At 64.9% G+C, this 14213-nt stretch carries 9 protein-coding genes; 3 read left to right on the top strand and 6 right to left on the bottom strand.

Annotation, left to right across the window (positions count from 1 at the left end; translation table 11 throughout):
- Window positions 1-28 precede the first annotated feature (28 nt).
- Window positions 29-2716 carry a GNAT family N-acetyltransferase gene (locus ACFVSI_RS00370; protein WP_387818999.1) on the bottom strand — a complete coding sequence of 896 codons (2688 nt, stop codon included), beginning with the start codon at window positions 2714-2716 and terminating at the stop codon, window positions 29-31.
- Between the two features lie 55 nt (window positions 2717-2771).
- Between ACFVSI_RS00370 and ACFVSI_RS00365 the strand changes: the two genes are divergently transcribed.
- Entirely contained in the window at window positions 2772-5288 is a 2517-nt protein-coding gene (locus ACFVSI_RS00365) for a DNA topoisomerase (ATP-hydrolyzing) subunit A (protein WP_387818998.1), read from the top strand.
- 68 nt (window positions 5289-5356) lie between these two features.
- Here ACFVSI_RS00365 and ACFVSI_RS00360 read toward each other — a convergent pair whose 3' ends face one another.
- The gene (locus tag ACFVSI_RS00360; protein WP_387818997.1) at window positions 5357-5740 is read right to left on the bottom strand and encodes a VOC family protein; all 384 of its coding nucleotides are present in this window, start codon (window positions 5738-5740) and stop codon (window positions 5357-5359) included.
- Between the two features lie 128 nt (window positions 5741-5868).
- On the opposite strand from ACFVSI_RS00360, the gene ACFVSI_RS00355 reads away from it, so the two are divergent.
- Entirely contained in the window at window positions 5869-6387 is a 519-nt protein-coding gene (locus ACFVSI_RS00355) for a DinB family protein (RefSeq protein WP_387818996.1), read from the top strand.
- Here ACFVSI_RS00355 and ACFVSI_RS00350 read toward each other — a convergent pair.
- From ACFVSI_RS00350 to ACFVSI_RS00335, 4 genes are read right to left on the bottom strand one after another with little or no spacing between them, the layout of a single operon-like run.
- Window positions 6384-7394 (bottom strand): GNAT family N-acetyltransferase, encoded by a 1011-nt coding sequence (locus ACFVSI_RS00350; RefSeq protein ID WP_387818995.1) that lies wholly within the window; start codon window positions 7392-7394, stop codon window positions 6384-6386. The two genes, ACFVSI_RS00355 and ACFVSI_RS00350, sit on opposite strands and share 4 nt — an antisense overlap.
- A 9-nt stretch (window positions 7395-7403) precedes the next feature.
- Window positions 7404-10829 (bottom strand): thiol reductant ABC exporter subunit CydD, encoded by a 3426-nt coding sequence (gene cydD / locus ACFVSI_RS00345; RefSeq protein ID WP_387818994.1) that lies wholly within the window; start codon window positions 10827-10829, stop codon window positions 7404-7406.
- Between the two features lie 7 nt (window positions 10830-10836).
- Window positions 10837-11919: a cytochrome d ubiquinol oxidase subunit II gene (cydB, locus tag ACFVSI_RS00340; RefSeq protein WP_387818993.1), complete on the bottom strand. Its 1083-nt coding sequence runs from the start codon at window positions 11917-11919 to the stop codon at window positions 10837-10839.
- Between the two features lie 18 nt (window positions 11920-11937).
- On the bottom strand, window positions 11938-13542 hold the full coding sequence (locus ACFVSI_RS00335) for a cytochrome ubiquinol oxidase subunit I (RefSeq protein ID WP_387818992.1): 1605 nt from the start codon (window positions 13540-13542) through the stop codon (window positions 11938-11940).
- Between the two features lie 281 nt (window positions 13543-13823).
- On the opposite strand from ACFVSI_RS00335, the gene ACFVSI_RS00330 reads away from it, so the two are divergent.
- Window positions 13824-14210, top strand: a complete 387-nt coding sequence (locus tag ACFVSI_RS00330) for a BlaI/MecI/CopY family transcriptional regulator (protein WP_011774471.1) — start codon at window positions 13824-13826, stop codon at window positions 14208-14210.
- Window positions 14211-14213 lie beyond the last annotated feature (3 nt).

Genomic DNA, 14213 nt, shown 5'->3' with positions numbered 1-14213 from the left:
TTCCTAACCGCCCACCGCTTGCCTGTGGCTAACTCCGCATCGCCCGGCGGGCACTGTCCGTACGCTGGGCCGCGTTGCCGATCCACACTTCGGCCCCCAGGATCTTCGCCCCTCCGGGCCCCGCAAGAACCGGGTTGAACTCCACCAGCGCAATTCCAGGGTGGTCATCCTTGAGCTTGGCAAGCCTGGCGGCGATGTCCTCAAGGGCTGCCACATCCACGGCCGGCAGGCCTTGGTACCCAAAAAGTTTCCGCGACGCCCGCGGCGACCGGATGACATCATGCAAGTCGGCAGCCGAGAGCGGCGGCACCCTGTGTGCCCAGTCGTCCAGGAGATTCACGGCGTCACCGGCCAACCCAAACGAGACCACGGGCCCCAGGAGAGGGTCCTCCATGGCACGGAATGTGCAGGCTTGCCCCACCGGAGCCATGGCTTGGACTTCCAGCGACGGTGCGCCGTACGGTTCCAGTGCGCGGCGCATCTGCGCGATGTTCTGCCGCAGGGATTGGGCGTCCTGGATGTCCAGTCGCACCCCACCCAGGTCCAGCCTGTGCCGGAGGGTCGGATCGGTCGTCTTCAACACCACCGGCCACCCCACGGCCTCAGCCGCTTCGATGGCCTCCACATCGGTGGCGAAACCAATGCTCGGCAGCACCGCAATGCCGTAGCCTGCCAGCAATGCCGCAGCTGCACCGGCGTCGAGCTTCCTGATCTTTTCGCCGGTGACACCGGCCAGCATGGCCGCCAGCCTCTCACGTGTGCCGTCGACGTCGCAGCCCTCAGGCTCGACGAAAAGTCCGTGGTCACGGTCCCGCCACTGCGCATAACGGACGATGGCAGCCAGGGCTGCTACTGCTGCTCCGGCGTTGGAGTAGCAGGGCAACGGCGGCTTCCCCGCAGCGCCCACCATCCCCTCCACATGGACAGAAGGGTCGAGGATTCCTGTAAAGGCCGCGACAACGGGCTTCCCGGCCTCCTCGGCGCATTCGGCGAGGACACCTGCGAGCGCCTCCACGGTCAAGCCGCGGGCCGGGAGGAGGGCGGCCACCACGGCGTGGACGGAGTCGTCCGCAAGGCTTTCCTGCAGGCTGGCCCGCAGCGCCGGCAGCGCAAGTGACATGCCGGCGTCGAGGTCCACCTCAGTAACCAGGCGATTGACGTCCAGGCCCAGCGGGACCGCACTGTCCGCCACCACTTTGGCCAAGGCAACAGAGTTGGAGAACACCGCCAGTCCCGGCCCTTGCGGCAGCGCCTGGGAGGAGGCGATCTGGGCGACGTCCATGAGTTGTTCGATGGTGTCGACCCGAATGACACCGGCCTGGCGCATCATGGCGTCCAAGGCAGCTGACGGCGCCTGGGTAGTCCGGACCTCATGGCCGGGCGGCAGCGTGAGGCCGGTGACGTCCGACTTGGCAACAATCACCGGCTTGTTGCGTGAGAGCCTGCGCGCCAGCCGGGAGAACTTGCGGGGGTTGCCGATGGACTCCAGATAGAGCCCGACGGCGGACGTGTCGGCGTCGTCCTCCCAGTACTGCATGACATCGTTGCCGGAGACGTCGGCGCGGTTGCCGGCGGACAGGAAGGAGGACAACCCCAGTCGACGGCGGCTGGCGGCCGCATATACCGCCACGCCGACGGCAGCCGACTGGCTGAACAAGCCCAGGCTCCCGCGCGGCGGCATGGCGGGGGCCATGGAAGCATTCAAGGAGACCGCCGGGAGCGTGTTCAGGATCCCGAGCGACTCCGGACCGATCACGCGCATGCCGTTGGCCCGCGCCCGCCGTACCAGTTCATGCTGGCGCGCCAAGCCCCGCTCACCGTCGTCGGCGAATCCCGCGGTGGCTACCACGATCCCTTTGACCCCGGCCGCCGCGCAATCGTCCACTACTTTGGGCACTTCTTCATACGGCACTGCGACGATCGCCAGCTGGACCGGGCCGGGGATCTCGGACAATTTCGAGAACGAGACCATGCCGGCAAGCTCAAACGCTTCGGGGTTGACGGCGTACACGGGTCCCCTGAAGCCCCCTTCGATGATGTGCTCAAGCAGTTGGTAGCCAACCGTTCCCCACTTTCGGCTGGCACCAATGACCGCCACTGACGACGGCGACAGGAGGTCGCGTACGCTGCGCGCCTCCGCGCGGTGCTCCCGGGACTCCATGACTGCGCGTGATTTCTCGGTGGGATCGATGTTGAACTCGACACTGACCACGCCGTCGTCGAATTGCCGCTTGAGGTCGTACCCGGCGTCTGCGAAGACCATCAGCATCTTTCGGTTGTCCGGCAGGACCTCGGCGGTGAACCGCCGGATGCCGTTCTCCCGCGCTGCGACCGCCAGGTGTTCGAGGAGGATCGAACCGATGCCCCGGCCTTGGTGGGCGTCGGAAATATTGAAGGCGACCTCTGCTTCGCTGGGGTCATCGAGGCGGTCGTAGCGCCCGATGCCCATGATTTCGCCGCCGATGGTGATCACGAACGCTACGCGGTTGATGTGGTCCACTTCCGTGAAGCGGCGCACTTCCTTCCCGGACAGCCTCGGTTTGAACGAGAAGAACCGCATGTAGATGGACGCCTGGGACTGGCCCGCATGGAAGGCCTGCAGGGCATCGGCGTCCTCGGGCCGAATGGGGCGAAGGTGGGCTGTTCCGCCGTCGCGCAGGACGACATCGGCCTCCCAATATTCCGGATAAATGCCGACGTCGGGCTGATCCACCATAGGCTTAGCCTAGCTAAAACATCCGCAGTACAACTTTCGAGGATCCACCTGCCCCATGGCCCGCAGCCAAACTTCCGCACGCAAAGCCGAACCGCTTGGCGATTTCACTGAGAACATCGTCGACATTGACGTCACTTCCGAGATGGAAGGCTCCTTCCTGGAGTACGCCTACTCGGTGATCTATTCCCGCGCCCTCCCGGACGCACGCGACGGCCTCAAGCCTGTCCAACGCCGCATTTTGTACATGATGTCGGACATGGGCCTGCGCCCGGACCGCGGACACGTCAAGAGTGCCCGCGTGGTCGGCGAGGTGATGGGTAAACTCCACCCTCACGGTGACGCCGCGATCTACGACGCCATGGTCCGTATGGCGCAGGACTTCTCGTTGCGCCTGCCGCTCATTGATGGCCATGGCAACTTTGGCTCGCTCGACGACGGCCCTGCGGCTCCGCGTTATACCGAGGCCCGCCTGGCGGCTGCGGCCTTGACGATGACCGACCACCTCGACGAAGACGTGGTGGACTTTGTCCCCAACTACGACAACCAGCTGACCCAGCCGGACGTCCTTCCGGCGGCTTTCCCCAACCTGCTGGTCAACGGCACGACCGGCATTGCCGTCGGCATGGCCACCAACATGGCGCCGCACAACCTGGTAGAGGTCATCGCGGCGGCAAGGCATCTGATCGCCAATCCCGAGGCAACCCTGGATGAGATCATGCGCTTCATCCCGGGGCCCGACCTTCCCACCGGTGGCCGCATCGTGGGACTGGATGGAATCCGCGACGCGTACGCCACCGGCCGTGGCTCCTTCAAGACACGGGCCAAGGTGGAGGTGGAGCAGTTGTCGGCCCGCCGCACGGGCCTGGTGGTTACTGAGCTTCCGTACATGGTGGGCCCGGAAAAGGTCATCGAGAAGATCAAGGATGCCGTCAACGCCAAGAAACTGACGGGTATCAGCGACGTCGTTGACCTCACCGACCGCAACCACGGGCTGCGGCTGGTCATCGAGCTGAAGAACGGCTTCAACCCGAACGCCGTCCTGCAGCAGCTCTACCGCTACTCCCCCATGGAAGACTCCTTCGGGATCAACAACGTCACCCTGGTGGACGGCCAGCCCCAAACCCTGGGACTCCTGGATCTGCTGCGGGTCTACGTGGAGCACCGGCTCACCGTGGTGCGCAGGCGCACCTCGTTCCGCCTGGGCAAGAAGAAGGACCGGCTCCACCTGGTGGAGGGCCTGCTGATCGCGATCGTGGACATCGACGAGGTCATCCAGATCATCCGCTCCTCCGATGAGGCATCGGCCGCCCGCGAACGGCTCATGTCCATCTACGACCTCACCGAGATCCAGGCCAACTACATCCTGGAGCTGCGGCTGCGGCAACTGACCAAGTACTCCCGGCTTGAACTGGAGAAGGAACAGGACGAACTTCGCCGCGAAATCGAAGCACTTGAAGCCATCCTGGCTTCCGACGCATTGCTCCGCGACCTCGTCTCCGGCGAGCTGGGTGAAATCGCCGAAAAGTACGGCACGCCCCGGCGGACCGTACTGTTGGAATCCGAGGCCGTTTCACCCACTGTCGCCGCCGCCCTCGCTGCCGCGCCAGGCCCCAAGGGGAAGGCCGCCGCACTGCCTTTGGAGATTCCCGACGATCCCTGCTGGGCCTTGCTCAGCGCCTCCGGCCAGATCGCCAGGACCTCCAACCAGGAACCGTTGGCCGAGGCAGGCCCACGCAGCAAGCACGATGTCTTCCGGTCCGTGGTCAAGACCACCGCCCGGGGCGAAATCGGTGCAGTGACCTCGCAGGGCAGGATGCTGCGGCTGCAAGTGATGGACATGCCGGTCCTGCCACCGGTCTCGGGACTGCCCAACCTGGCAGGGGGTGTTCCTGCCAAGGACTTCATTACTTTGCTCAAGGGCGAGACTTTGGTGGCCTTCGTACCCCTGGACACCATTCTCGCGCTGGGCACCGTCCAGGGTGTCGTGAAACGCGTCCAGCCGGACTACCCGCTGAACCGCGAGGATTGGGAGATCATCTCCCTGAAGGACAAGGACGCGGTTTTGGCCGTTGAGCCCGCGCAGGAGGACGACGTCGATCTCGTCTTTGTGACGCGGCAAGCCCAACTGCTGCGGTTCAGCGCCTCCAACGTCCGTCCGCAGGGGCGAACGGCCGGCGGCATGGCCGGTATCAAGCTGGCCGCCGGGGACGAAGTGATCCACTTCGGTACCGTGCGCGCCAACGACCCCGCCGCCGTCGTCGTGACCATCGCCGGGACCAACGGCGCCCTGCCGGGCACGGCACCCGGAACGGCCAAGGTAACGGCTTTCGGGGAGTATCCCGCCAAGGGCCGTGCCACCGGCGGCGTCCGGGTCCACCGCTTCCTCAAGGGTGAAGACACGCTGTTGCTTGCCTGGGCGGGGCATGGACCGGCCAAGGCCTCATCCGCGGCCGGCGTGGCCAGGGCCCTTCCCCACGAGCATGGGCGGCGGGACGGCTCCGGCGTGCCGTTGTCGCAACCAGTCGAGGCGATCGGGCCCAGCATGGCATGGGCCGATATCCCGGCAGAGTAGGCATGGCAAGGGCCGGCGGTCACCCGCCGGCCCTTGCTGCTGCAGCGGGCGTACCGCCGCTTACCGGGCTAGCCGGTTTGGTTGAGGCTCAGTATGTTTCCTTCGCTGTCGAGGAACCACGCTGCCTTCTCCCCGTCCGGCATGGTGGCAATACCGTCCTCGGTTTTCAGTCCCGGGAAGTCGTAGTCCTCAAACTTCACTCCTTTGTCCCGCAGCTCAGCCACTGTGGCTGCAAGGTCATCCACCATCCAGCCCATTTGGGTGTTCTTTGCCGTGCCCGCATTGGACGTTTGGTAGATGAAGAATCCGGTTCCATTGCCGCACCTGTACTGGAGGTTGTCATCGGCGTCAGGATTATCCGGTTCGAGGCCCAGTTTCTCGCTGTAGTAAGCGCGTGCCCGGGCTATGTCCTGTGCCGGTAGGACGGCACCAACCTGCTGATCCTTGAGCATGTTTTTCTCTTTCCGGCTCTCCTCCCGGAACGAACTTTACTCCTGGCCGTGATGGGAAGAAATCGCAAACAGTGGCGTAATTTACAGCCCTGCGAGGCAGGTGGCCGTCGGCAGCTTAGACTGGCGGCATGCCGATCATCCCTGATGAAAAAGACTGGACCTGGGTGCTCTCAAAGCCCTGCCCCGAATGTGGTTTCGACCCCGCTTCGGTGACTCCCTCGACTGTGCCCGGCACTGTCCTGAACATGCTCCCCAGGTGGCGCGCGGTCCTGCGCCGCGACGACGTCACCGTACGCCCGGACGACCACACGTGGTCTCCTTTGGAATATGCCTGCCATGTTCGCGATGTCTTCAGCCTCTTCGACCAGCGCCTGAACCTGATGCTCACCGAGGACGATGCACGCTTTGCCAATTGGGATCAGGACCAGGCCGCAATCGACGGCGACTACGGCTCGGCGGACCCCGCCACTGTGGCTGACGAACTGGAGACCGAAGGCACTGTCATCGCGGAGTCCTTTGCCCGCGTTGTGGAAGATGACTGGCAACGCACCGGAACCCGAAGCAACGGTTCCTCATTCACCGTGTTGACCTTTTCCCGGTACTTCCTGCACGATGTCGTCCACCACCTGCACGACGTCGACGGCTAAAGCATCCTCTCCCACGTCATGCTGCGGTTCACCGGGGTGTATCCCATACCCAGATAGAGCTGCAGCGCCCCAGTGGGGTTGGCAGAGTCGACATCCAGCGATGCCACGTCCATTCCGGCCATGGCGTAGCGGCGCATGGCGTCTGCAAGCAGGGCCTGGGCGATGCCGCGGCCGCGGTAGGCGCGCGGGACACCAAGGAGCTCCGTGTAGCCTTCCTTGAAACCGCGCTCGACGGCGGAATGGGGGTCGTGGCTGGTCAGTTGGTACCCGGCCACTGCCCCGGTGGAAGCATCGATCACGACGGCGCTGAGGTCGTGCCTTCCTGTGGGTTCTTCCATCGTGAAGTGCCACGATTCCTCATCCCGTGCCTCGCTGCCCCAATGGTCCCGGAACGCATCGTTGTGGGCCAACCGCACGGGCTCAAAGAGCGGGGCCTCAAAAGTCCTGAGCTCAAGCCCGTCCGGCAAGGGCGCATCAGGCAGTGGGCCCGTCAGCTCCCTGTGCATCTCGTTGAACCAGCGAACGGCGTTATAGCCGTGCCCCATCAGGAGTTTCCCCTGGTGTTCGTGCTGCTGCTCGGTCTGGATACGGATCCTGGGTGGGCTTGCCGGATGCCCAGCCGCGGCGTCGGCATCAAAGCGACTGCGGGCTTGCTGCTCCTGCCACGCAAGGACCGCCGAACCGATGCCGCGCTGCTGCCACTGCGGGTCGACACATGCCATTCCGGTCGCTTTGTCGCCGTCGGGATTCTTGGTGATACGGCCATAGGCGCGCGGCACCCCTGTGGCGTCAAAGCCCAGCAGCGTGCTCGTTTGCGGCGGGTTCTTGGTGGACTCCAGGATGTGGACCAAATCGCCACGCTTTTCGAACCAGACAGGATGTTCGACGGCGGCCGTCCGGGCGATCAGTCCGGCCCAGCCGTCGAGGTCCTCCATAGTGGCGGGCCGCCACCGGAGTCCGGTGGTTCCTGCGTCGGGAACGGCGTGGCTTGCGGCGTCGAACGTCATGCCCTCAGGCTACTGAGGGCATGACCCCGCCACCAGCTCCTCCGTGTCCTGGGCAACCGAGGGTGTCCTCCTGGCCGACAGTTCCAGCCGCGCGTCCGAAGGGTCGATGTCGTCAGGATTGTGGGTCACCAGGACCACCGTGACGTCCTTCAGCCCGGCACGAAGGATGGTCATCATTTCCCGCGCCGAAGCCGCATCCAGGTGGGCGGTGGGCTCATCCAGCAACAAGACGGAGGCGCCGGTCAGCAAAGTCCGGGCCATCGCCAACCGCTGCCGTTCGCCACCGCTAAGGAAGGAACCGCCGGGACCAATACGGGCGTCCAAGCCACCTGGAAGTGCCCTAACGAGGGCATCAAGCCCGACGGCGGTCAGCACCTTGTACATCTCGTCATCGTCCGGCTTTTGGCCGGCGGGCCGGCTGAGCAGGAGGTTTCCCCGCACCGTGGAGTCGAAGAGGTGGGCTTCCTGGGGGCACCAGGCGGCGGTACCGGTGAGCTTCGCCGTTCCCTCCGAGAGGGGGAGGAAGCCCAGGAGTACCGAGAGAAGCGTTGACTTTCCTGCTCCGGAAGGACCCGTGACAGCCAGCCAGCGGCCCGGTTCCGCAACGGCGTCGACACCAGCAAAGACGGTGGGCCCGCCAGGCCAGGCCGCGGCGGCACCGCTGAGCTCCAGCCCTTGCCTACCGGGCCGGTCAGGTAGGTGCCGCGTACTGTCGTCGTGCTCTTCCTGCGTGCCGGAACCGTCACCAGCGTCCAAAGCCCCGGACGCTGCAACCTTGTTCAGGACGTCGGCGAGCGCCGGCGCCTGACGCACGGCCGAGACCATCCCCGCGAAGGGTTCCACCAAGGCCAGGTGCATCAGAACAATGACGGCCACGAGTTCAGGGGGAACCCCGCCGTCGAGGACAGCCGGGGCACTCAGTGCTCCGGCCCATAGCGCGGACAAGCAGCATCCAAGGACAACGACCGCCTGGCCCAGGCCTTCGGCCCATGCCGAACGTTTCGCCGAAAGGGTTGCCGCCTGGTCTTTGGCCGCGAGGGAGCTGATCAGTGGTTCCCCGACATTATTGGCATGCAGTTCAGCGCGGGCGTCCAGGGCTGCGGCAATCCCCCGCAGCACCTCTGCGTGCAGGTGCTGCCCGGCCTTCGCAGCATTGCGGTCGGCCAGGACGGCGAGCAGGGGTGCCACGGCCAGGCCAAGAACGAACGTGAGCAGCACGGCAGGCAGCGCCGCCGGCAAGACGATACCTGTGGCAAGGATGGCGGCCCCACCCACGGCGATGGCGGTAACAGGAGGCAGGGCCACTCTCGGCAGGAGGTCCCGGAGTGTATCGACGTCGTCAACGATCGAGCCCAGGACATTGCCGCCTTGGAGGAGGCGCCGCAGGGACAACGCCCGGTGGCTCAGGGTAGCCCAGAGCACCCCGCGAAGACGGGTCATGGCGGCGAATACGGCGTTGTGGGTCAGCAGGCGTTCGCAGTACCGGAGGACGGCACGCCCAATGCCGAAGAACCTGACGCCTACAATCGCGCCCAGCAGATAGAGGATGGGGGGCTGCTCACTGGCCCTGATGATGAGCCAGCCCGACAGGCCGGACAATGCCACAGCAAACAGCGCCGCGAGGACCGCCACGATCCCTGCAGCGGCAAACTTCCAACGGACGGGTTTCAGGACGCCCACCAGGCGCTTCAGGCTCCCCACGCTGCTGTTCCCCGCGCTGCTGTCCGGGCGCCCTTCACCCACGGCCTGTGCGTCGTTCCCCGTTGCGGCATCCCATGCCTTGGCTGCGGATTGCTCCACCGCCCCAGCGCGGCGCCCAGCAGGCGCTGTCACCGGTCCAGGTGTTTGTCCTGGCCGCCCGAGCTGTACGAGGTGGTCAGCGAGGGCGCGGGTTGCGGCGTCGTGGGCTACGAGGATGACAGTGGCCCTGCCACGCAGCGACTCGATGGCACGGCGGACGGCCTCGGCCGACGCGTCGTCCAAGTGTGCTGTGGGCTCGTCGAGCAACAGGAGCGTCGCACCTGCTTCCACGCGCGCCAGGCCCCGGGCCAGGGCTACCCGACGCAGCTCCCCCGGGCTGAGCTCGGCGGGATGCTTTCCTGCAAGGTGGCCTGCCGAGGCGTTTCGGAGGACCCGTGCCGCGGCCAGCTCCACGTCTTCGTCGTAGCCCTGAAGGTAAAGCTCGATCTCCTGCTGGACGGTTTCACAGGCCATGACGGGATGCTGCGGAACCCAGGCGACCGTCCCGGGCCCAGCTCCGGTGACTCGTCCTGCCACGGTGGCTCCCGGGCCCTGTCCGATGAGTCCGGCGAGGACGCCCAGGACAGTGCTCTTGCCGGCGCCACTGTGGCCATCGAGGGCAGTGATGCTCCCCTTTGGGGCAATGAAAGCAAGAGGCCCGACGGCGGGAGCTGACCTACCGCGGTACGTCACTGTCAGGCCGGTCACCACAACCTCCCCGTCACCTGTGCCTGCGGCATCCGGCAATGGCTGCTGCTGCGGTGCTTCAAGCACTGCGTTGGTGGTTTCAAGGGCCGCCCGGCCGTCGTCGCTGGCGTGATGGGCGGTGCCCAACTCCCGCAACGGGAGGTAGCAGTCAGGAGCGAGGATCAGTGCCAGCAGGCCGGCTTCGAGGGCCATGTCGCCCGCCACCAACCGGACTCCGATGAAAACGGCCACGACGGCAACGGAAATGGTGGCAATGAGCTCGAGGGCGAGGGCGGACAGAAAGGCGGTGCGGAGTGTGCCCATGGTCCGGCTGCGGTACTGCTCGGAGATCTCCTCCAAAGCGGCGCGCTGTTCACTGGCGCGCCCGAGTCCCACCAAAACCGGGAGCCCCTTGGCCAGTTCCAGGATGTGGCCGGAAAGTTTTCGCAGGGTCGTCTGCGCATCCCTGACGCTGTCTTCTGTGTGCCGGCCGATCAGCACCATGAACAACGGCACCAGGGGCACCGTCAGGACGATGACCACCGCACTGACCCAATCGGCGAAGAGGATCCGGGCTCCGATCAACAACGGCACCGTGGCGCAGTTGACCAGGGCAGGCAGGTACTGGGTGTAGTAGTCGTCCAAGGCATCCAGGCCGCGGGTGGCCAGTATGGCCAGGCCGCCGTCGTTCATCCCCTCAACGGAAGACGGGCCGCCGTCGTCCAGGGACCGCCTCAGCAGCCGCGCGCGCAGTTCCTCCTTGACGCCCAAGGCGGCGTGCCGGGCCGCGATGCCTTGGCCCCAAACGGTCAAGGACCTCAGCACCGCTCCCACGGCGCCCCACAGCAGGCCGCTGTTCCATTCGGACGAGCCTGTTGCAAGGCCCGCAAGCATCACCGCCACAGCCTGCGCCATAAGGACCAGGGACAACGCCTTGAGCGCCGACATCAGTCCCAGGGCGTACAGCGCCGGGCGGGTGGCTTGTCCGGAAGGAAAGACGGGTTTCATGCGGCGGTCAGTTTCCGGGTTTCGCCGGCTTGGTGGAGGCGCCGTCCTTGGAAATGAGCACCTTTGATGCGATGGCGGGCAGGAAGCCGTGCGCTTCGGGGATGTGCGCCGCGCTGACCCGCCGCCTGAAGACCCAGTACGTCCAGGCCTGGTAGGCGATCACGAGCGGCAGACCCACGGCGGCGACAATGCTCATCAGGCCCAGTGTGTAGTCCGACGATGAAGCGCTGGAAATGGTCAGGTTGAAGGCCGGGTCGATAGTGGAGGGAATGACCACGGGGAACGCCGCACCGAAGATTGAGGCAGTGGCGCACACAATGAAGGCGCCCAAGGCCCCGAACGCGCGTCCCTCGGACCCGGCGCGGGCCAGTGTCCACGCAAGGACTACGGCAACCACTGCCACGGCTACCAGGGCCCACGTCCACGGTTTGCCGCTGAGGAACTGGACAGCCACCATCCAGCCGAACATCGGCAGGACCGCTGCCGGGACCGACCGCACAAACCAGCGGCGGGCGCGGTGCCGCACCTCGCCGTCGGTCTTCAGGGCAAGGAATGCAAGGGCGTGCACCAAGGCAAAGGCGACCACACCGAAACCGCCCAGGAGCGCATAACCACTGAACCAGGACATCGGCCCGCCGTCACGGTCTCCGTTGGCATTAATGGGAAGACCCGTAGTGGTGAGCGCGAGCGCTGCGCCAATACCGAAAGCTGCGACGAAGGACCCGACGGCGATTGCCCAGTCCCAGCGGTTCCGCCAGCGTTCCGAGTCCACCTTGCCCCGGTATTCGAAGGCGACAGCCCGGAAGATCAAGGCAACCAAAACGGCCAGGAGCGGCAGGTAGAGAGCCGAGAACAGGGACGCATACCAAAGCGGGAAGGCTGCGAAGGTGGCCCCGGCCGCGGTCAGCAACCACACTTCGTTGCCGTCCCAAACCGGGCCGATGGTGTTCAGGAGGACGCGGCGGTCAGTGTTGTTGCGTGCGAAGAGCTTCATGAGCATGCCGACGCCGAGGTCGAAGCCCTCAAGGAAGAGGTAACCGGTCCACAACACAGCGATGGCCACGAACCAGATGGTTGGCAACAGTTCCATTGTCAGTTTCCCCTGCTCCTAGTAGGCGAATGCCAGGACGTCGTCCCCGGACTTGTCCGGAGTGTCGTTGTCTTTGTCATGCCGCTGCCCGGCGTCGTCGCCGTCGTTGGCATGTGCCAGTTCCGGCATTGCGGAGGCAACTCCGCCGCGGACGTACTTGACCAGCAGCTTCACTTCCACCACCAGCAACACCGCGTAGATGGCTGTCAGCACCACCAGCGACGCCATGATTTCTCCTGCGCTGACCCCGGGTGAGACTGCTGCGGCGGTAAACATGAACACTTGGTCGATGCCGTTCATATCCGGGTTGGGGGCCACGACGAACGGCTGCCGTCCCATTTCCGTAAAGATCCATCCGGCTGCGTTGGCGCCGAATGGTGCCAGGATGCCGAAGACGGCGAGCCGCATCAGCCACTTGGAGCCGGGAACAACACCCTTGCGCGTCACCCACAGTGCCAGCAGGGCTGCGAAGGCTGCGATGCCGCCGAATCCGATCATCATGCGGAAGCCCCAGTAGGTCACTTCCATGACGGGAACGTACTGGATTTCCTGGCCTGCGCGGTCACCGTACAGCGGGTTGTCGGGCAGGTGCGTTCCGTACTTCTCCTTGTACTCGCCCAGGAGGCTGTTCACGCCCTTGACCTCGGTGGTGAAGTCTCCCTTCGCGAGGAAGGAAAGGATGCCGGGCACTTCGATGACTGCCACGATGTCGTCGCAGTTCTTTGCGCCGAGGTTGCCCACGCTGAGGACCGAGAAGCCCGTGCCGTCGTGGCAAGCGGCTTCGGCGGCAGCCATTTTCATGGGTTGCTGTTCGAACATGAGCTTGCCCTGCAGGTCACCGGTGATGGCCGTGCCGGCGAAGGAAATCATGGCTACTACGGCACCGATCCTCAGGGACTTCATCCAGACCGTGTAATCGGCCTTGTCACGCCCCGGGATGTCCTGCGCCGCGCCGGGAATGATGCGGCCGTCCTTGCCAACAGTGTCGATGCCGTCGTGCCGCCGGCGCCACAGGTGGTACCAGGCGATGCCCAGCAGGAAGGCGCCCGCGACGGCGAGTGCGCCGAACAGTGTGTGGGGCACGGCAACCAGCGCAGTGTTGTTGGTGAAGACTGCCCAGGCATCGGTCATGACGGGGCGCCCGTCCACCATCTCGACGCCCACGGGGTGCTGCATCCACGAGTTGGCCACAATGATGAAGTAGGCCGAGAAGACGGAACCGATCACCGCAATCCACAGGCAGGCCAGGTGGACCCCGCGCTTGAGTTGCTTCCAGCCGAAGATCCACAGACCCAGGAAGGTGGACTCCACGAAGAAGGCCAGCAGGGCTTCAAGGGCCAGGGGCGCACCGAACACGTCCCCTACGAAGCGGCTGTACTCGCTCCAGGCCATGCCGAACTGGAATTCCTGCACGATGCCGGTGGCCACGCCCATGATGAAGTTGATCAGGAACAGCTTTCCCCAGAACTTGGTCATGCGCAGGTACTCGGGCTTTCCCGTGCGGTACCACATGGTCTGGATGATGGCCACGACCAGACCAAGGCCGATGGTGAGGGGCACCATCATGAAGTGGTAGACGGTAGTGATACCGAATTGCCAGCGTGCGATTTCCAAAGCGTCCATGGCTGTCCTTTGTGCGGTGGACCGAAGTACGATGACGTTACTTCTACGTAGCGTAGAAAACTTCTCTTCTACACAGTGTAGAACAAATGCCGGGCAACGAAACCCATTCTTCAAGTGGCTTCCACCACGCGCAAGAGGTTGCACCCCGGGAGCGCCACGCCGATTGTTCTACCTCACGTAGAATGAACGCGGGAAAAGCGGTAGATTTATGGTGGAATGTTGGATCATCGCTCCCGACGGCAGTCACGCTGCGCCGGGATGCGGAAGGTAGGGAAGTATCGATGGCAAGTCTTGGGGAACTCGAGCGGGCAGTGATGGATCTGCTCTGGGCAGGCCAGGAAGCTGCAACCGCCAATACACTGCGTGACCTCCTGGCGCAGGATTCCGAGGCCGGGGACGGCACTGCCGGCCATCAAGGCAAAGACCTGGCAGTGACCACCGTCCTGACCGTGCTCTCACGCCTGGAGAAGAAGGGCCTGGTGGAACGTGAACGCGGAACGCGCCCGCACCGCTACCAGGCTGTTTCCAGCCGCGCAGACCACACAGCCGAGCTGATGCACGAAGTCCTGGGCTCCGCCCCGGACCGCGAGGCAGTCCTGGCCCGCTTCATTGGCTCCGTCACCGAAAGTGAAGCCGCTACCCTGCGCAAACTGCTCGGCTACAATTAGCCA

Origin of the sequence: Paenarthrobacter sp. NPDC057981, assembly GCF_042886835.1 — a bacterium.
Classification (GTDB): Bacteria; Actinomycetota; Actinomycetes; order Actinomycetales; family Micrococcaceae; genus Arthrobacter.
This window is presented reverse-complemented; position numbering and strand designations above follow the sequence as displayed.